The sequence below is a fragment of the Hyphomicrobium sp. 802 genome (genome assembly GCF_000526135.1).
In the GTDB taxonomy this organism is placed as follows: domain Bacteria; phylum Pseudomonadota; class Alphaproteobacteria; order Rhizobiales; family Hyphomicrobiaceae; genus Hyphomicrobium_B.
In genome coordinates, this window is record NZ_JAFM01000001.1 from 3,854,218 (window position 1) to 3,872,267 (window position 18,050).

At 61.9% G+C, this 18,050-nt stretch carries 16 protein-coding genes and 1 pseudogene; 10 read left to right on the plus strand and 7 right to left on the minus strand.

The annotated features are described in order from the left end of the window. The first annotated feature begins 179 nt into the window (after nt 1-179). Nucleotides 180-443: a DUF4170 domain-containing protein gene (locus HYP802_RS0119605; RefSeq protein WP_013949425.1), complete on the plus strand. Its 264-nt coding sequence runs from the start codon at nt 180-182 to the stop codon at nt 441-443. Further along, nucleotides 440-2,251 (plus strand): ABC transporter transmembrane domain-containing protein, encoded by a 1,812-nt coding sequence (locus HYP802_RS0119610; protein WP_013949426.1) that lies wholly within the window; start codon nt 440-442, stop codon nt 2,249-2,251. The genes HYP802_RS0119605 and HYP802_RS0119610 overlap by 4 nt, the downstream gene beginning before the upstream one ends. A gap of 33 nt (nt 2,252-2,284) precedes the next feature. Here the strand turns inward: HYP802_RS0119610 and HYP802_RS0119615 are convergent, their stop codons facing one another. Next, nucleotides 2,285-3,025, minus strand: a complete 741-nt coding sequence (locus HYP802_RS0119615; RefSeq protein WP_013949427.1) for a sulfur transferase domain-containing protein — start codon at nt 3,023-3,025, stop codon at nt 2,285-2,287. 229 nt (nt 3,026-3,254) lie between these two features. Here HYP802_RS0119615 and HYP802_RS23060 point away from each other — a divergent pair, with 229 nt between their 5' ends. Together HYP802_RS23060 and lpxK are read left to right on the plus strand one after the other, a co-directional pair. After that, complete coding sequence (locus HYP802_RS23060) at nt 3,255-5,258, plus strand: glycosyltransferase N-terminal domain-containing protein (RefSeq protein WP_013949429.1); 2,004 nt, start codon at nt 3,255-3,257, stop codon at nt 5,256-5,258. A 3-nt stretch (nt 5,259-5,261) separates the two neighbouring features. Then, nucleotides 5,262-6,290 carry a tetraacyldisaccharide 4'-kinase gene (gene lpxK / locus HYP802_RS0119625; RefSeq protein WP_013949430.1) on the plus strand — a complete coding sequence of 343 codons (1,029 nt, stop codon included), beginning with the start codon at nt 5,262-5,264 and terminating at the stop codon, nt 6,288-6,290. A gap of 108 nt (nt 6,291-6,398) precedes the next feature. On the opposite strand, the gene HYP802_RS0119630 is transcribed toward lpxK, so the two are convergent. Both HYP802_RS0119630 and xseA read right to left on the minus strand, forming a co-directional pair. Then, entirely contained in the window at nt 6,399-6,644 is a 246-nt protein-coding gene (locus tag HYP802_RS0119630) for a DUF2093 domain-containing protein (RefSeq protein WP_013949431.1), read from the minus strand. Between the two features lie 91 nt (nt 6,645-6,735). Next, nucleotides 6,736-8,214: an exodeoxyribonuclease VII large subunit gene (gene xseA, locus HYP802_RS0119635; protein WP_024276382.1), complete on the minus strand. Its 1,479-nt coding sequence runs from the start codon at nt 8,212-8,214 to the stop codon at nt 6,736-6,738. 93 nt (nt 8,215-8,307) lie between these two features. On the opposite strand from xseA, the gene purD reads away from it, so the two are divergent. Beyond that, entirely contained in the window at nt 8,308-9,585 is a 1,278-nt protein-coding gene (gene purD, locus HYP802_RS0119640; protein WP_013949433.1) for a phosphoribosylamine--glycine ligase, read from the plus strand. A 23-nt stretch (nt 9,586-9,608) separates the two neighbouring features. After that, the gene (locus HYP802_RS0119645) at nt 9,609-10,589 is read left to right on the plus strand and encodes a patatin-like phospholipase family protein (RefSeq protein WP_013949434.1); all 981 of its coding nucleotides are present in this window, start codon (nt 9,609-9,611) and stop codon (nt 10,587-10,589) included. Between the two features lie 139 nt (nt 10,590-10,728). Here the strand turns inward: HYP802_RS0119645 and HYP802_RS0119650 are convergent, their stop codons facing one another. Continuing rightward, entirely contained in the window at nt 10,729-11,190 is a 462-nt protein-coding gene (locus tag HYP802_RS0119650) for a nucleoside deaminase (RefSeq protein ID WP_013949435.1), read from the minus strand. Between the two features lie 104 nt (nt 11,191-11,294). Here HYP802_RS0119650 and HYP802_RS0119660 point away from each other — a divergent pair. Further along, nucleotides 11,295-12,092, plus strand: a pseudogene (locus tag HYP802_RS0119660) (pseudouridine synthase); the annotation flags it as partial. An 89-nt stretch (nt 12,093-12,181) separates the two neighbouring features. Beyond that, the gene (gene rsmD, locus HYP802_RS0119665) at nt 12,182-12,748 is read left to right on the plus strand and encodes a 16S rRNA (guanine(966)-N(2))-methyltransferase RsmD (RefSeq protein ID WP_013949437.1); all 567 of its coding nucleotides are present in this window, start codon (nt 12,182-12,184) and stop codon (nt 12,746-12,748) included. A 4-nt stretch (nt 12,749-12,752) separates the two neighbouring features. Here rsmD and HYP802_RS0119670 read toward each other — a convergent pair whose 3' ends face one another. Further along, nucleotides 12,753-13,313, minus strand: a complete 561-nt coding sequence (locus HYP802_RS0119670) for a DUF2239 family protein (RefSeq protein ID WP_013949438.1) — start codon at nt 13,311-13,313, stop codon at nt 12,753-12,755. A gap of 72 nt (nt 13,314-13,385) precedes the next feature. Continuing rightward, nucleotides 13,386-14,678: a sugar MFS transporter gene (locus tag HYP802_RS0119675; protein WP_024276386.1), complete on the minus strand. Its 1,293-nt coding sequence runs from the start codon at nt 14,676-14,678 to the stop codon at nt 13,386-13,388. Nucleotides 14,679-14,994: 316 nt separating this feature from the next. Here HYP802_RS0119675 and HYP802_RS0119680 point away from each other — a divergent pair, with 316 nt between their 5' ends. Together HYP802_RS0119680 and bfr are read left to right on the plus strand one after the other, a co-directional pair. Continuing rightward, nucleotides 14,995-15,330: a hypothetical protein gene (locus HYP802_RS0119680; RefSeq protein WP_013949442.1), complete on the plus strand. Its 336-nt coding sequence runs from the start codon at nt 14,995-14,997 to the stop codon at nt 15,328-15,330. Between the two features lie 153 nt (nt 15,331-15,483). Further along, on the plus strand, nt 15,484-15,972 hold the full coding sequence (gene bfr / locus HYP802_RS0119685; protein ID WP_013949443.1) for a bacterioferritin: 489 nt from the start codon (nt 15,484-15,486) through the stop codon (nt 15,970-15,972). Between the two features lie 239 nt (nt 15,973-16,211). Here the strand turns inward: bfr and mutL are convergent, their stop codons facing one another. Further along, entirely contained in the window at nt 16,212-18,038 is a 1,827-nt protein-coding gene (gene mutL / locus HYP802_RS0119690; protein WP_024276387.1) for a DNA mismatch repair endonuclease MutL, read from the minus strand. Between the last annotated feature and the right edge of the window lie 12 nt (nt 18,039-18,050).

Here is an 18,050-nt window from a genome sequence, read left to right on the forward strand (position 1 = left end):
TGATTGTCATACTGGCAGAATTTTCTTCCGATCGGCTTAATAAATAGCGTAAACAAATACTTATTCTGAATTCGCGACTTTCCCGGGCCATGGCGGACGGTTTGCGCCGTTGACGGTCCCGGAACGACGCGGTTTCTAGGAATCTCGCGGGAGCAACCTTCAGGAGTCGACAGCCGTCCATGTCCAAGTCCACATCTTCACCCGAGTCTGCGCCTCAGCTTCTGCACCTCGTGTTCGGCGGTGAACTGAAAACCCTGAACGGCCACGAATTCCGCGAACCCGACAGTCTGGATGTCGTCGGCATCTTCCCCGACTATCCGTCAGCTTACGCTGCCTGGAAAAGCGCGGCCCAGCGCTCCGTCGACAACGCCATGATGCGCTATTTCGTCGTTCCGCTGCATCGGATGCTCGACTTCTCACAGCCGACAACTGCCGCGACGTGACGGATCTCCTGAAGAAAGCCGAGAAGAAACCGCGGCCGAAGCTCCGGCTCGATGCCGCCTCGCGCGCGCTGCTTGCGCGGTTCGTGCGCGATTGGGTATGGCCGCGTCGCTGGCAGCTCGCCTGGACGCTTTTCCTCACGACCTGCCTCGCTGCCGTCACAGGCGGCTATCCGGGCGTCATCAAGAAATCGTTCGATCTGTTGATGGGCGGCAAGCCCGGCGCCCTGCCCTACGTTCTGGTTGCCATCGTCGGAATCACGCTCGCGCGTGCGACGTTGCTGTTTCTGCAGGCGGTTGCGACAAGCCGGTTCGTGCTGCGCATGACCTCGGACATGCAGAAGATGGCGTTCCGTCATCTCATCAACGCCGATTTCGCGCGCCTCTCGCGCGAGACGCCGGGGCGGCTTATGTCGCGGCTGACGAACGACATCGGTTTCATTCAGAGCGCGCTGACGGCGACGCTGAACTCGATCTTCCGCGATACGTTTTCGGTCATCGCGCTCGTCATTGCGATGCTCTATCTCGACTGGGCGATGACGCTCATCGTGTTGGGCGTCTATCCGCTGGCCGCCATTCCCGTTGCCTCGATCAGTCATCGGCTGCGTCGCGTCGCCAAGCAGACGCAAAGTGGCCTCGGCGACATGACATCGCTGCTGACTGAGAAGCTTTCCGGCGCCCGGCTGATCAAATCGTTTCAGCTCGAAAACTATGCCGCCGACCGGCTCGATTCGATGTTCGAGCAGATCTATTCGCTGCGGATGAAGTCCGTCCGGACGCGGGCGAGGATGGATCCGATCCTTGAGGTTCTGGGCGGCGTTGCGATTGCGGGCGTCGTGGGCTTCGCATATTTGCGCATTTCGCAGGGCATCTCTTCGGTCGGCGATTTCATGGGTTTCGTGACGGCGCTAATGATGGCCGCGCAGCCGATCAAATCGCTCGGCAATTTAACGGGGCGCCTGCAGGAAGGCCTTGCCGCCGCGGAAAGTTTCTACGGCCTCATCGACGAACTGCCGTCGATCACGGACAAGCCCGGCGCGAAGACGCTTGCTATTTCAAAAGGCGAAATCGCGTTCCGCAACGTCTCGTTCGCCTACGACAAGACGTCCGAGGAACGGGCCGTGCATGGGTTCACGCTCGACGTGCCGGGCGGATCGACGATCGCGCTCGTGGGCCGCTCGGGCGCCGGAAAATCGACGATCATCAACCTCGTGCCCCGGCTCTTTGACGCGACTGAAGGGCAGATCCTGATCGACGGCCAGGACGTCATGGATGTCACCCTCAAATCGCTGCGCGATCAGATCGCGATCGTCAGTCAGGACATCACGCTTTTCGACGATACGATCGAAGCGAACATCCGCCTCGGGCGGCTCGGCGCGAGCGAGGCCGATATCATTGAAGCTGCGAAGGCCGCTGCCGCGCACGACTTCATCATGACGCTGCCCGACGGCTACAAGACGATCATCGGCGATCGCGGCAGCCGACTTTCGGGCGGACAACGTCAGCGTTTGGCGTTAGCGCGCGCGATCCTGAAGAATGCGCCGATCCTGCTGCTCGACGAAGCGACGAGCGCGCTCGATAACGAGAGCGAGCAGCTCGTGCAGGAAGCGCTGGCGAAATTCACCCGCTCGCGCACGACGCTCGTCATCGCGCATCGGCTTTCAACGGTACAGAATGCCGACGTCATTTGCGTGATGGACGGCGGCCGCATCGTCGAACGCGGCAGGCATTCAGAATTGATTGCGCGAAACGGTTCTTATGCGCGGCTCAACCGCTCGGCGAGCGGTCCGCAGGCGATGATCGCCAATTGATATCGCATAATGCCGATGCCAGTCGGCGCGAAGCTACTCGCGGCGAAGGATGCCATTGACGAGGCGGTTGGCCCAGCCGCGCGCCTTGAACGTCGTGCTGACCTCGCGGGCGTCATAAACGGTGTTGACCCAATCCCAGAAGCCGATGCCTGTCTGTGCCTCGGCTTCGAGATAACGATCGAAGACCGCATCAATCACTCCGGTGTCGGCACTCCGGATGTGTCCGTAGCGAAACGAAAGCTGGTCAACGGCTTCGCGAATCGGAACACCGTCGTGGATATGACGCACCATGACGCTCATCAGGCCGGCGCGGTCGGCACCCGACTTGCAGTGCACCAGAATCGGAAATTCGACCTTTTCCAGCAGATCCTTGATCGACTGGAACTCGGCGCGCGTCGGCGCGGCGCGCGAACGCAACCGCAAGTCCGCGAGGGCGATGCCGTGACGCGTGCACGCCCGCTGCTCCAGCCAGCGCGTCCCGAAAGACTGCTCAGGCCCGCGTAGATTGACGACAGTTCGGATTCCTCGCCGCGCGGCCCAGGAAATGTGGTGCGGAGCAGGTTGTGCGGAACGCCAGACGTCTTTGGAGATGTGATGGCGATTGTTATATAGGATGCGAACGATGCCATAATCGATAAATAGCATCTCAGCGTAACAAAGCGCCGGCGCAAATCTGGAACGCATCCAGGGTGGCGAGGCGTGCACCGCATTATGCAATAGCGCACCGCTCTTGCGTCGCAATCCGCGTTTTGCCTGCTTAAGGAGGCTTGCCATCAGGAGTTGTCTCGATGCTCCCGATTAGCGGGCAGCCCTTCTATAATTTCACCAGCGACGGCTCGGGGGATCATGTTCGTTTACAAAACGCCATAAAAAGCCACGCCCGTTCGCAATTGAACTTGCTAGTTATTCGCTATAGCAACGTGCTGCAAGGGGCTTGAAGAACCACGTCCTGCGTCGCGCACAACCTTCCGCTTACCTCACAATTAAGGCAGCCCCTGCTCGCATGGCCAAAATCAATAAGCAGCTTATGCGGCTAGGCGGACAAACCGCTGCTCGTATCATTCGGCTCGTTGCCAAATCCTCGACCGTTATCCACGAACCGCCGGACCTGATGAAGCGTCTTAGCGAGGCGCATCCGTGCATTGCGGCGTGTTGGCACGGCCAGTTCATGATGGTTGCAACGCTGCGGCCGGAGAATGTGAAAATTGCAGCAATGGTCGCACGCCACGGCGACGCGGAAATCATTAGCGAAACGCTCCAGGCCATCGACGTTCAGCTGATTCGCGGCGCGGGCGCCGGCTACCGAAAAAAGGATCGGGGCGGAGCATCGGCGCTCAGATCGTCGTTGCAGGCTCTTTTGGACGGCTCGTCGGTCGTCATGACCGCGGACGTGCCGCCGGGACCGGCGCGGGAGGCGGGCGCCGGCATCATCGCCATCGCGAAAATGTCGGGACGGCCGATCGTGCCTATTGCGGTGGCAACAAATCGGTTCGCATCCTTCGATACCTGGAGCAGGCTGACGATCAATCTGCCGTTCTCGCGGTTGGCAGCGGTCGCCGGTGATCCTATCATTGTTCCGGGCACAGCGACGGACGAGGATGTGGAAGCCAAGCGTCTCGAACTGGAGACTGCGCTCAATGCCGCTACTCTACGGGCTTACGAACTCGCGGGGGCCGATATCACACGGGCAACGCCACTCGATGTGCTCGCTGCGGAAACACCTCCGGCGCCGGGGATGGCTCTGAAGACCTATCGCCTTGGAACGGCGGTGTTGCGGCCGGCCGTGCCGCTGCTACTGAACTTGCGCGGCAAGCGCGGCAAGGAAGATCCGGACCGGCGCGGCGAGCGGCTGGGCTTCGCAGGCAGGCCGCGGCCCGAAGGCCAGGTCGTGTGGATACATGCCGCGAGCGTCGGCGAGACGAACGCCATCCTGCCGTTGATCGACAGCATTCTCGGGGCAAATCCGCACGTTCATGTGCTGCTGACGACGGGCACCAGGACGTCGGCCGAGATTGCCGCGAACCGGCTGCCTGAGCGCGCCGTGCACCAATACGTGCCGCTCGACGTGCCGCAATACGTGAAGCGCTTTCTCGATCACTGGAAGCCGTCGCTGGCGATTTTCACGGAATCGGACATCTGGCCCAATCTCATTCTGGGCACGTCGGAGCGTCATATTCCGCTGGTGCTCGTCAATGCGCGCATGTCGCCGCGCAGTATCCGCCGCTGGCGGAAATATGCCGCTGTCGGACGGCCGCTGTTCTCGCGCTTCGCTGCCGTGCTGGCGCAGAACTCGCAAATCGCGCGCGCTGTGAAATGGCTCGGCGCGCCGAACGTCATCACGGCCGGCAACCTCAAGATCGATGCACCGCCGCCGCCTGTTGATGCCGCCACACTGGCATCATTGCGCAACGCTGTCGGGCAACGACCGCTGTTTCTCGCAGCGAGCACGCATCCGGGCGAAGACGCGATGATCGCTGCAGCACATTCGCTGATCCGCCGCGAGATCGACGGCCTGCTGACGATCATCGTGCCGCGGCATCCCGAACGCGGCAGCGGGCTTGCCGCTACGCTCGGCGGCCTTGGCCTCAGGACGCAACTTCGCACGCGCTCGGCGGCACCAGAGAGCGACACGGAGATCTATATTGCCGACACGATCGGCGAGCTTGGCGCGTTCTATTCGATTTCGCCGGTGGCGCTCGTCGGCGGATCGCTGGTGGAACATGGCGGACAAAATCCTATTGAAGCCGTGCGGCTTGGGTCGTGCGTACTGACGGGGCCATTCGTCTATAATTTCCGTGATGCTTATTCCGCTCTGTTCCGCGAAGGGGGGGCGGTCGAGGTCCGTTCGTCCGACGACATCGCAAAGCAAGTAACGATGCTGCTCGAAGACCAATCGGCGGCGAAACGCATGCGCGTCGGCGCCGACCTTGCGCTGCAATCGCTGAGCGGCGCGCTGGCAAAAACGCTCGGCGCCATTCAGCCTCTGCTCGAAAAGAAGCAGGCCTGAGCCGTGCCCGTCTCGGAACCGAGATGGTGGTACGGGCGGAGCGAAACGTGGAAAGCATCGCTGCTTTCGCCTATCGCCGCTATCGTCGGCGCCATTGCACGGCAACGCATTCTTAACGCCAGGCCTTACCGCTCCCCGCTGCCCGTCATCTGTGTCGGTAACTTCACGGCAGGGGGCTCGGGTAAGACGCCGCTGGCGTTGCTGCTGGCGAAGATGATCGCGGCCGAGGGCCGCGAGCCGCGGTTTCTGTCGCGCGGCTACGGCGGCAAGCTTGAAGGTCCGCTTCGCGTCGATCCCGAACATCATAGCGCCGACGACGTTGGCGACGAGCCGTTGCTGCTCGCGCGCGCATTTCCGGCTTTCATCGCCCGCGACCGCCGTCAGGGCGCGAAGATGATCGAGGCGATGGCATCCGCCAATGCCGTCATCATCATGGACGACGGGTTGCAGAACCCGGCGCTGGCGAAGGATCTTTCGATTGCCGTCGTCGATGCCCAACGGGGATTTGGCAACGGCCGCGTTATTCCGGCCGGACCGCTGCGCGCGCCGCTGGCCGTGCAAGCACCGCTGGTGCAGTTGGTGATGCTGATGGGCGGCGCGGCGGACGCCGACAATCCCGCCGCGCGAACGATCCGCAAGCTGACGGATGTGCCGATCATCGCCGCACGGACGCAAGCTGACGAAACCGCCGCGCGCTTTCGCGGTCAAAGGGTCGTGGCTTTCGCTGGCATCGCCAATCCGGATCGGTTTTTTTCGACGCTGGAACAGACGGGCGCGGATGTCGTCGCAAAGCGGGCATTTACCGATCATCACCCGTTCAGCGAGGCGGAGGCGCGCGGTCTTCTCGATGATAGAGAGCGTCTCGGCGCCATGCTTGTGACCACCGAGAAGGATCTCGCCCGGCTTAGTGGTCGCTCAGGATTTTGTGCCGATCTCAAAAAGCGTTCGCAAACGCTGGCCATTGCGACGGTGATCGAAGGTGACGGCCTTGAAATTTTGCGGCAATCCTTGCGCTCTGCGCTCGGGCGGTAATGCCGGCGAAGGTCGGCACCCAGTCAAGCATCCGCATGCGCGGTATCTCGATTGCCTGGATCCCGGCCTGCGCCGGGACGACGACGGTGGAGAAACTGGAAAGCTGGCTCAGCCGTTCTGAGCGTCGTCGTTTTCCTTGGCTTTCAGCTCAAGGTAGCGCTGCACCGAAATTTCCGGCGAGGCGTAGGCTTCCTGGGCGTCGACGCTCCAATAACGCAGATCCGGCAGGGTGATCGGCTGACCCGTGACGGCACAGCGCACGAAGTCGCCGGGCGACAGGACTTCGAATTCGCCATCCAGATAGCGAATTTTAGCTTCGTTGCGCAGACCAAAAAATTTCTCGATGCGGTTCATTCGTTTCCGAGCCGTGATCCCATTCTGCCGCCGATATCATCTGCAATCGGATAATCCGGGCGGATGCGAACTATAATCTACTTCAAGCCTTTTAAAATAGTGAGCCTTGCCCGCCTCGCCCACTCGACTTTTGTCGCGGCGTTTTAACTTTGCTCGACGTCGGATTGGAAACGTCAGGCGTTGCGGAGGATACGTCGGAGCCGTTTACCGTGGCGCCGACCCGGCCGTCGGAAAACTCAATATTCAGAACGTCGCCAGCGACGAGAGAGGCGGCTTGACGCACCATATGCCCGGCTTCATTGCGCACGAGGGCAAAGCCGCGAGACAGAACGCTCTGATAGCCCAAGGACTTGAGCAGCGCCGCACGGCCTTCGAGAACGCGGCGGCTCACCGCGACGCGATTGAGTAAAGCCCGTCCAGCGCGGCGTTCCAGGCCATCGAGCCGCTCGGCACATCTGGAATGCTTCTGAACTATCGGTGCAGGCGACAGGCGGCCGCTGACGCGGGCGAGCCTAGTTGCATGGGCGCGGGTGTTGGCCAGCAGCGCGCGTGACAATCGGCGGTCGGCGGCATCGAAACGCTGCCGGGGCAAGGCGACCAAATCCTGAAGCTTCGGCAGGCCACGTGCCGAGGCCTTCAGATGCGTGCGGGCACTCTCGATGGCACGGCGCACGGCTGTCCGCTTGCGCAGCATCAGCTTTTCGACGTTTTCGATCAGCTCGGAATACTTCGGCACCGCCCACTCGGCGGCCTTCGTCGGCGTCGGCGCACGGGCGTCGGCAACGAGGTCGATCAAGGTCCAATCGGTTTCGTGACCGACAGCAGAGATGAGCGAAATTGTGCTTTCGGCAACGGCGCGCACGACGATCTCTTCGTTGAAGCTCCAGAGATCTTCGAGGCTGCCGCCACCGCGCGCGACGATCAGCACGTCGGGGCGCGGGATGGTGCCATCTGCTTCAAGGGCGTTGAATCCACGAATAGCGGCGGCGACCTCCGCAGCGCTGCCTTCGCCTTGCACACGCACCGGCCAAAGCAGGACACGCGTCGGGAAACGCTCGTTGAAGCCGTGCAGCATGTCACGGATGACGGCGCCGGTCGGCGACGTCACGATGCCGACGATCTTCGGCAAAAACGGACGCGGGCGCTTGCGGTCTTCGTCGAATAAACCCTCCGCGGCGAACTTGCGCTTGCGTTCTTCCAAGAGCGCCATCAGTGCGCCAGCGCCGGCCGGTTCCAGCGCTTCAATGACGATCTGATATTTCGATGAGCCGGGGAACGTCGTGATCTTGCCTTGCGCGACGACTTCCATGCCTTCTTCCGGCTTGAAACGCAGGCGGCCGAACGTGCCCTTCCAGACGACGGCCTCGATCTTCGCTTTGTCATCCTTTAGGGCAAAATAGCAGTGGCCGGACGCGTGCGGCCCGCGATAGCCCGAAATTTCGCCGCGAAGGCGCACATAGCCAAAACCCTCTTCCAGCGCGCGCTTGATGGCGCCTGACAGCTCGGAAACGGAAAATTCGGGCGCATTAGCGCCGGAACGGGATTCGCGCGTGTTTGGAATGGAATTCAAGAGTTTACCGTTCTCTTTGGCAGTCTTGCTTGTTTCGCCGCCGATGCTACACGGGGATGCTACACTGACAACCGGATTGCAACAGGCGACCTGATGAATGTCCTTCTTCTCGGCTCCGGCGGCCGCGAGCATGCGCTCGCCTGGGCGTTGAGCGCGAGCCCCCTCTTGACGAAACTCTTCTGCGCACCGGGCAACGCCGGAATTGCTGAGGTGGCGCAATGCATTCCGCTCGATCCTGCGAACCAGGACAGCATCATTGAATTCTGCCGCGATGAGCGCATCGAGCTCGTGGTGATCGGGCCGGAAGCGCCGCTCGTGGCCGGATTGGGAGACGCGCTCGGTGATGCCGGCATCCGGTATTTCGGGCCGACGAAAAGCGCGGCGCAACTCGAAGGGTCAAAAGGCTTCACCAAAGATCTTTGCCGTAAAGCCGGTATTCCGACAGCGGCTTATGGCCGTTTCATGGATCTCGACGCGGCGAAAACGTATCTGGCATCGCAGAGCGTTCCGATCGTGATCAAAGCGGACGGGCTTGCGGCCGGTAAAGGCGTCGTCATTGCGGAAACACGCGCCGATGCCGACGCGGCCGTCGAAGCGTGTCTTGGAGGCGCATTCGGTGCAGCGGGCGCCGAAGTCGTCATCGAGGAATTTCTGGTCGGCGAAGAAGCGAGCTTCTTCGCACTGTGCGATGGCGTCACGGCGCTGCCGCTTGCATCGGCGCAGGATCACAAGCGTGTCGGCGACGGCGACACCGGCCCCAATACGGGCGGCATGGGGGCTTATTCGCCTGCGCCCGTCATGACGACTGAAATGACCGAACGCGTCATGACAGAGATCATCAACCCTACGGTCAAGGAAATGGCTGCGCGCGGCATGCCGTTCAAGGGCGTTTTGTTCGCGGGCCTGATGATTACGGCAACGGGGCCGAAGCTCATCGAATACAATGTCCGCTTCGGCGATCCTGAGACGCAGGTTTTGATGATGCGGCTCAAATCCGATCTGCTTGCCGCATTGCTCTCGACGACGGACGGCGTGCTCAAATCCTTCGATATGCGCTGGAGCGATGACGCGGCTTTGACGGTCGTGATGGCAGCGAACGGCTATCCCGGCACGCCGCAGAAAGGCACCGAGATAAGAGGCCTTGATCTTGCAAAAGCCGTTCCGAATGTCGAAATCTTCCACGCCGGGACGCGCCGCGACGGAGACCGCGTCATTGCCGACGGCGGCCGCGTTCTGAACGTGACGGGGCGCGGCAAAACCGTGAAGGATGCGCGCGACGCTGCTTATGCGGCGATCGCCAAGATTGACTGGCCGGGCGGTTTCTATCGCAGGGACATCGGCTGGCGTGCTTTGGAACGCCAGAAGACGTAAGCGGGATCGGACGACAGCGGGGCATGGCGAAGACACTCGAAACTTCGGCGGGCAACGGTAAGCTCCCTGCGCGCAAACCGACGATCGGGCTGGCGCTCGGTGGCGGCGGGGCGCGCGGACTTGCCCATATCGCCATGCTCGAAGCCTTCGACGAACTCGGGATCAGGCCGAACGTTATCGCCGGAACCTCGATCGGCGCGGTCTACGGCGCAGCGTATGCGTCAGGCATTTCGGGCCGCGATTTGCGTGAGCACACGCGCTATATTCTTTCCCAGCGGTTTGGGCTCATTCGCGATCTTTTCGTGCGTCGCGCGCAGCCGTTCTCGCAGTTTCTGAACCTTTTTGGCGCGCGCAACGCCATTCTCGATCCGCTGGCCGTGCTCGACATGATCCTTCCGAATGAGGTGAAGGAAACATTCGCCGACTGCGAAATTCCGCTGAAGATCGTGGCGTCCGATTTCTACGATCAGGAGCAGAAGGTCTTCACCGATGGACGACTTCGTCTGGCGGTCGCGGCGAGCATGGCGCTCCCGGTTATTTTTCAGCCCGTCATTCAGGATGGCCGCGCATTGATCGACGGCGGGCTTACGAACCCGCTGCCGTTCGATCTGTTGCTGCCCGAAGCCGATATCGTCGTCGCCATCGATGTTTCCGGAGCTCCTGTGCCTGATCCGAGGCGCGTGGCGCCGACGGCATTCTCGGCACTCTTTTCGAGCGCGTTTCTATTCGAGCGGACGATCATCAAAGAGAAGCTCAAGACGCGGCAGCCGGACATTCTGATCTATTCGGGGACCAGCCAGTTCCAGGTGCTCGATTTCCTCAAATGCGACGATATCCTAACTGCCGCCGAGCCCGCAAAAGAGCGTCTGAAGCAACAGCTTTCGCGCGTGCTGTCGGTCGAGACGCTGCCGGTGCTTGAGGGCAGCGACATCGAGGTGCGCACGATCCAGCGTCCTGAACGGCGAAAACGCCGCCTGCTGCCGCGCGTCCGCAAGGAACAGTAGTAAAGCTCTAAAGCTCGCTTCAACACCGTCATCCCGGCGCAGGCCGGGATCCAGACAAATCGAGACACCGCCCTGCGGATACTTGACTGGGTGCCGACCTTCGTCGGCATGACGGTGGGACATGGAGACAAAAGACGCCTCAATCACGCCGGGCGGCGAAGAAGTCTTTCAGTAGCGCGCTCGCGTCGGCCTCGGCGAGGCCGGGGTAAATTTCGGGGGCGTGATGGCACGTGGGCTGGCTGAAGATACGCGCCCCCTGCTCGATGCCGCCGCCCTTGGGGTCGCTGGCGGCGTAATAGAGCCGCTTCACGCGTGCGAAGGAGATCGCCGTGGCGCACATCGGACAGGGTTCGAGCGTAACGTAAAGGCTGCAGCCGATAAGGCGTTCATCGGCCAATTCGGCGCAGGCGGCGCGGATGGCGAGCACTTCGGCGTGGGCGGTCGGGTCGTTCAGCTCGCGGGTGCGATTGCCTGCGCTGGCGAGAATGCGACCGTCGGGCGAGACAATGACGGCGCCAATCGGCACCTCGCCGCGCGCGGCTGCGGCTTCCGCTTCGGAAAGCGCGCGTGCCATATGGCTTACGGCGTCCTTCGATGTCATAAGCTCGCTTCGCTCCTCATAGCTCGAATGTGATGATGTCCAACGCACCACGATCCAGGCCCAAACCCTCCGGACCGAAACCGTCCGGCCCAAAAGCGTCGGAGCCAAAAGCGTCTGGCCCGAGACAATCCGGGCCAAAGCGCTCCAAGCCGCCGGAACCGGCCACCGTGCCTCCCCCCGCGAACCGCGACGGGCCGATGCGCATCGCAAAAGCGATGGCGCGTGCAGGGCTCTGCTCGCGCCGAGAGGCCGAACGCTGGATCGCCGATGGGCGCGTCAGCGTCAACGGCAAGCTGCTGAAGACGCCGGCCATTGAAGTCAAACCCGGCGACAAGGTGATCGTCGACGGCAAGCCGCTGCCCAGCGCCGAGCCGCCGCAGCTTTGGCGTTACCACAAGCCGAAGGGCATCGTCACGACGCATTCGGACCCGGAAGGCCGCCCGACGGTGTTCGACAAGCTGCCTCCCGAGATGCCGCGCGTGATCTCCGTCGGGCGGCTCGATTTCAATACGGAAGGGTTGCTGCTCTTAACCAATGACGGCGCGCTGGCGCGGCATCTGGAGCTTCCGGCAAATGGCTGGGTGCGGCGCTACCGGGTTCGCGCCAAAGGCCGCGTTTCGCCCGACGATCTCGCCAAACTTAAGGACGGTGTCACCATCGACGGCGTGAACTACGGCCCGGTCGAAGCGCAGGTCGATAGCGTGCAAGGCGCCAATACGTGGCTGACGATTGCGATCCGCGAAGGCAAGAACCGCGAAGTGCGCAACGTGCTTTCGCATCTGGGCTTGACGGTGAACCGGCTGATCCGCGTCTCGTTCGGGCCGTTTCAGCTTCTCGATCTACAGCCGGGGGCCGTCGAAGCCGTTCGCCGCAAGGTGCTGATCGCACAGCTCGGACCGCGCACGTCCGAAGCACTCGGGCTGTCGGAAAGCCAGGCACAGCGCAAAGAACGCCACGCACGCGGCAAGGCGGCGAGCGAGGCCGACGACAGATGAGAGTTGTCGCCGGACGGTTTCGAGGCCGGGCTTTGCAGGCGCCGGACGATATGAGCATTCGTCCGACGTCCGACCGGGTGCGCGAGAGTGTTTTCAACATTTTGACCCACGGCATCGAGGGTTTTTCGCTGAACGGCGCGCGCGTGATTGATCTCTTCGCCGGAACGGGCGCGCTCGGCATCGAGGCCGTGTCGCGCGGGGCAGCGTATTGCCTGTTCGTCGAGGACGCACCGGACGCCAGGGCGCTGATCCGCAAGAACGTCGAAGCCATGGGCCTCACTGGCGAGACGCGCATCTTCCGGCGCGATGCGACCGATCTCGGGCCAGCCGGCAATATGGAGCCGTACGAGCTCGCGTTTCTCGATCCGCCTTACGGCAAAGGCCTTGGCGAGAAAGCGCTAGCCGGACTTGCCGAGGGCAAATGGCTGACGCCCGGGGCAATCTGCATGCTGGAAGAACGCGCCGGAACGGACGTTGCTATTCCGGCGGCGTTCGAACTGCTCGATACGCGGACCTACGGCGACACCGACGTGCGATTTTTGAAGTTCGCAGCGGCGGCGTGATCCGTCAGGCGAATGCGCCTTCGGCCAGTCCAAGCGCATACGCGCGGACGTCTTTGGGCCAGCTTTCGATCTGCGCCGCGAAGCGGTCTGCGTCGCCAGCGAAAAGCGCGCGGCTCGCTTCTTCGAAGCCCGGCAGATTACCCGCCATCGCCGACATGAAGCGATAGACGCGCTCCCGTGCCACGCGCGGCGTCTCGGTGGCCGCCGTGGTGCGCCTCGCCTCGTCGACGAGTTTGCGGATTGCAACCGACGCGCCGCCCGGCTGTTTGGCGAGCCAATCCCAATGCCGCGGCAGCAGCGTCACCTCGCGGGCGACGACGCCGAGCTTCGGGCGGCCCGGTCCGCGGCTGATGTCAGCCGCCGGTGCCGACGGCGGAGTTGCAGCGGGCTGCTCGCCGCTGTCGCGCACATCGAAATCGGTCTGATTGCCGGTGGCATCATCGAAGACGAGCAACGACGCGTGCGGCTGGCGTTCGAGGTGCTTCTTGATGGCTTTGATTACGCAGGCGCGCGTGCCAGACGCAAAGCGGCGGCTGCCGTCGAAGGCGCTGAAGGAGTCGGTCATTTCGGTATTCCCAATTACGATTGGGATGAATATTACCCGGATTAAAACTGCCGTCAATATATCCGGATAAAATTAAACGGGTTGGGCTAACGACGCCGCGGATTTCGGCCGCCATCCGGCCACCCCGTAAAACAGGATGTAGAGATAGCTCGGCACGGCCAGCAGCAGGTACGCCAGCTGAAAATCGACGTGCTCCTTCAGCAGACCGAACGCGTAGGGCATCAGCGCGCCGCCCGAGATCGCCATGATGAGGAAGGCCGAGCCGGTTTCGGTGTGGCTGCCGAGACCGCGGATCGCAAGCGGGAAGATCGCGGGCCACATCATGGCGTTGGCGAAGCCCAGCGCGGCAATGAAGGCGACGGATGTGTAACCGCTGGTCAGGTACGCGCCGACCGTCAGGATGACGCCCAGCGCCGCAGACACCGCCAGATAGCTTTGCTGCGAAATGAAGCGCGGAATGACGAGCAGACCGGCGACATAACCGATCAGCATGGCGAAGAGCGTGTATGAGGTGAACAGCCGCGTCGCAGAGATGGGCAGGCCGAAGCCCGCGCCGTAGAGGCCGATAGCATCACCCGCCATCACCTCGACGCCGACGTAGAGAAACAGGCACAGCACGCCGAGCCAAAGATGCGGAACGGCAAAGACGCTGCGCATCTCTCCGCTGTTGACTGCGGGTTCCGGCCGGACATCGGGCAATTTCGAGCGCGCAATCCAAACGCCGAGCAGCGCGAGCATCAGCGCCATCAACAGATAAGGTACGTGGACGCGCGCGGCAAAGGCATCCAGAAGGGCTTCGCGCGCCTGATGTGTCGGCGCCATGGCGACGTCGGTGTCGAATGTCTCGACGTCCTTCAGCACGAGTGCGGCGAAGATGAAGGGCGCGATGACGCCCGCGAACTTATGGCAGATGCCCATCACCGCAATCCGTCGCGCGGCGCTTTCATGCGGACCGATGATGCAGACGTAGGGGTTCGACGCCGTCTGCAACAGCGACAGGCCTGCGCCGGTGATAAACAGCCCCGCCAGCGCACCAGGATAGTCGCGCATCGTCGTGAACTGACCGAACAGCACCGAACCCGCCGCCATGATGTAGAGGCCGAGCGCCATTCCCTGTTTCATTCCCGTTCGTCGCAGAATGGCGGACGCGGGCAGCGCCAGGAAGAAATACGACAGATAGAACGCCATCGGCACGAGGAAAGCGTTGACGTCGTCGAGGGTGAAGGCGAGTTTGACGAAAGTGATGAGCGGGCCATTCAGCCACGTCACGAACCCGAAGATGAAGAACAGCAGGCCAATCGTCAGGATACCTCTGACGCCGCCAGTGCTGCCGTCTGGGGATATCTCCGGACTCCTGTTATTCAAATCCCACTCCAAAGGCCCCTTTTGCTACGCCGACGCCATTCACCAGGGCGTAGCGCTAAGACATGGCAGCAACTTGAGAATCCCCATTTCCCCGTCAAAGTTAGCAGATCCGGCGACGCGGCGCCGCACCTATCAAAGGCGCGAAAATGCACGCATTTCTGTACGGAAGCTTTTGATTTTCACGAACTGGCGTACTATGTCGAACGCATGAAAAAGGGTGCTTGACGAAAGTATACTTTTTCTGAAAACTACTAGCCGATAACCCGACTGGGTATCCGATGCCGGGGCCTTGAACCCCGTTTGATTGGAGCCGCAATTGATCGTTTGTTCGTGCGCCGTAATCACTGATCGCGACATTGATGTTGCGGTTTCCGAAATCATGAGCACGGGTCCGGCCATTCTGCCGACTCCTGGCGTGGTTTTTCGCCATCTCAACAAGAAGATGAACTGCTGCCGCTGCGCGCCGCTGACGGTTTCGGCCATTTATGCCGCCATGGACCGGCTTGAGACGACCACACGCATCTGTCCGTTTGCACTGGCTGAAGCGCGCGCACGCCTCATCCGCATCGAAGAGCGCCGTGAGCGCCGCCAGCGCCGGATCGACGCGGAAATTGCAGAACGTCGTGCGCAGAGACGCCGCGCAGTCGCGTAACACTCTGAAAAATTTGGTGCCTTTGCAAAGGCGCGAGAAATCTCGCGAGCCTCTGGTTAAACTCGTTCTAATCCGCTAGTTGTCTACTTTAGAATGTTTCTGGATTTCCAGGACGGAAGCATTCAGAGACAACATTTGGCACGGAGCGGCGCCATGAAGGGCAATAAAGACGTCATCACCCGTCTCAATGAGGCATTGAAGCTCGAACTGGGCGCCATCAACCAGTACTGGTTGCATTATCGCCTCCTGGACAACTGGGGTTTCAAGAAGCTCGCCAAGAAAGAGCGCAAGGAATCGATCGAGGAAATGGAGCACGCGGATCGCCTGATCGACCGCATCATCTTCCTCGACGGCCACCCGAACCTCCAGCACGTCGCGCCGCTGATGATCGGTGAGAACCTCAAGGAAGTTCTGGAATGCGATCTCAAGGGTGAGAATATCGCCCGCGATCATTACAAAAAGTCGCGCGAGATCTGCCGCGACGTCGGCGACTACGTCACGATGCTGCTGTTTGAGGACCTTCTGAAAGACGAAGAAGGTCACATCGACTTCCTCGAAACGCAGCTCGACCTTCTCTCCAAGATTGGTGTCGAGAACTACGGCCAGCTCAACGCCGAGCCCGCAAGCGACGACGATCACTGATAATTTGGCGCTTGCGACACGTGTTCCGCGCGCCGTCCGCAAGCGCATAAAATCCTCTCCTGTCATCCTCGGCGTAAAGTCGAGGATGACAACGACAGGCACGAAGTCTCCCATACCATCATGCAGACGAAGAGCCTGCCTCGGCGAAGGCCGGAGTCGGCGTCCAGGCAATTGTCAGCACTAGCGCTGTTTTCGGTTCACGAGATCCCGGCCTTTGCGGGAATGGCGTTCGCTGTTGCCTAGCGCCGTCCGAATAGCCGTTCGATGTCGGTAAGTTTGAGCGCGACGTAGGTCGGGCGGCCGTGGTTGCATTGGCCGGAATAGGGCGTCGCTTCCATCTGGCGAAGCAGTGCGTTCATCTCTTCGACAGTCAACCTTCGCCCAGAGCGCACGCTGCCGTGGCAGGCCATGCGGGAGGCCACGCTATCGAGGCGATCCTTCAAAGCGCGCGGCGTGCCATCAGCCCGTATTTCGGCGGCGAGATCTTTCACCAAGCCTTCGACGTCGGTATCGCCCAACAGCGCGGGGGTTTCGCGCACGGCGACCGCGCCTTCCCCGAAGCTTTCCAGCACAAGGCCGAGTTCGGCAAGCTCGTCGGCGCGGTCCGCCAACAACGCAGCATCGTCGGCATCGAGTTCGACGATTGCCGGAATGAGCAGGCCTTGCGTGGCGACGCCGCCATTCGCCAGCGCGGTTTTCAATCTCTCATAGACGAGACGCTCATGCGCAGCATGCTGATCGACGATGACGAGGCCATCACGCGTTTGCGCGACGATGTAATTCTCATGCACCTGCGCGCGAACAGCGCCGAGCGGCTTGTCGATCGTGTGCTCGGCGACAGGGGGCGCGTGCATGACCGGCGCATTGGCACTTGGCGCATCGAAAACGGCGAACGGTGACGGCGTGGTTTCCGCGAAAGCCGGTGGACGCGCGGGTGACGGCATCCAGGCGTAATCCGAAGGCATCTGAGGGGAATACTGTTGAGCTGCGGCATTCGGCAGAACGCCCGTCTCAAAACTCTCGACCGTCAGCACACCGCCTTGTGCAGAGGCACGATGGCCCGCGGTCGCCAATGCGTCGGCCAGCGCACGCACAAGCATGGCACGAACGCGGCCAGAATCACGGAACCGCACTTCGGCTTTGGCCGGATGCACGTTTACATCCACATCCGACGGCGCAACGTCGAGAAACAGCGCCAGCAGCGGCGAGCGTCCGCGCGGAATGAGATCGCCGTAGGCTGCACGGATCGCGCCGATCAGCAGCTTATCCTTCACCGAGCGGCCGTTGACGAACAGGAACTGCTGCGTGCTATCGGGCCGGTGCAGCGTCGGCAAGCCAGCAAAGCCGAAGACACGCATAGGCGCAGACGCGCCGCTCGCCGCGCCGGAGACTTCGAGCGCGTCGATCATGAACTCGCGCCCCATGATGGCGCCGATACGTTCGAGCCAGGCGGCCGATGAGCGATCGCCTTGCGCGAACACCGCCGGGCGTTTCTCGCCCGTTTGCAGGGTGAAGCCGATGTCAGGATGCGCCATCGCCAAACGGCGGACGACGTCGGTCACGGCCATCGCTTCGGCGCGCTCGGATTTCAGAAACTTCAGGCGCGCGGGCGTCGCGGAGAAAAGATCTCGGACCTCGACGACCGTACCGCGATTGACTGCAGACGGCGCTACGGGTGCTTTGGCGCCACGTATGACGGCAATGGCCGAGCCTTGCGCGACGCCGTCCGTGCGCGAACGTATTTCCAGCCGCGCGATTGAGCCGATGGACGGCAGCGCTTCGCCGCGAAAACCGAGCGAGCGGATGTCGAACAGATCTTCTTCGTCGAGCTTCGACGTCGCGTGACGTTCGACAGCGAGCGCGAGGTCATCCGGGCTCATCCCGGAGCCATCATCGGTCACGCGGATGAGCGACAGCCCGCCGCCCGAGACAACGACCTCGATGTGCGTTGCTCCGGCGTCGATGGCGTTCTCGACAAGCTCTTTGACGACACTCGCCGGACGCTCGATCACCTCGCCCGCGGCGATGCGGTTGATCGTTTCTGGCGATAGCTGCCGGATCGCCACCTTGAACGTTCC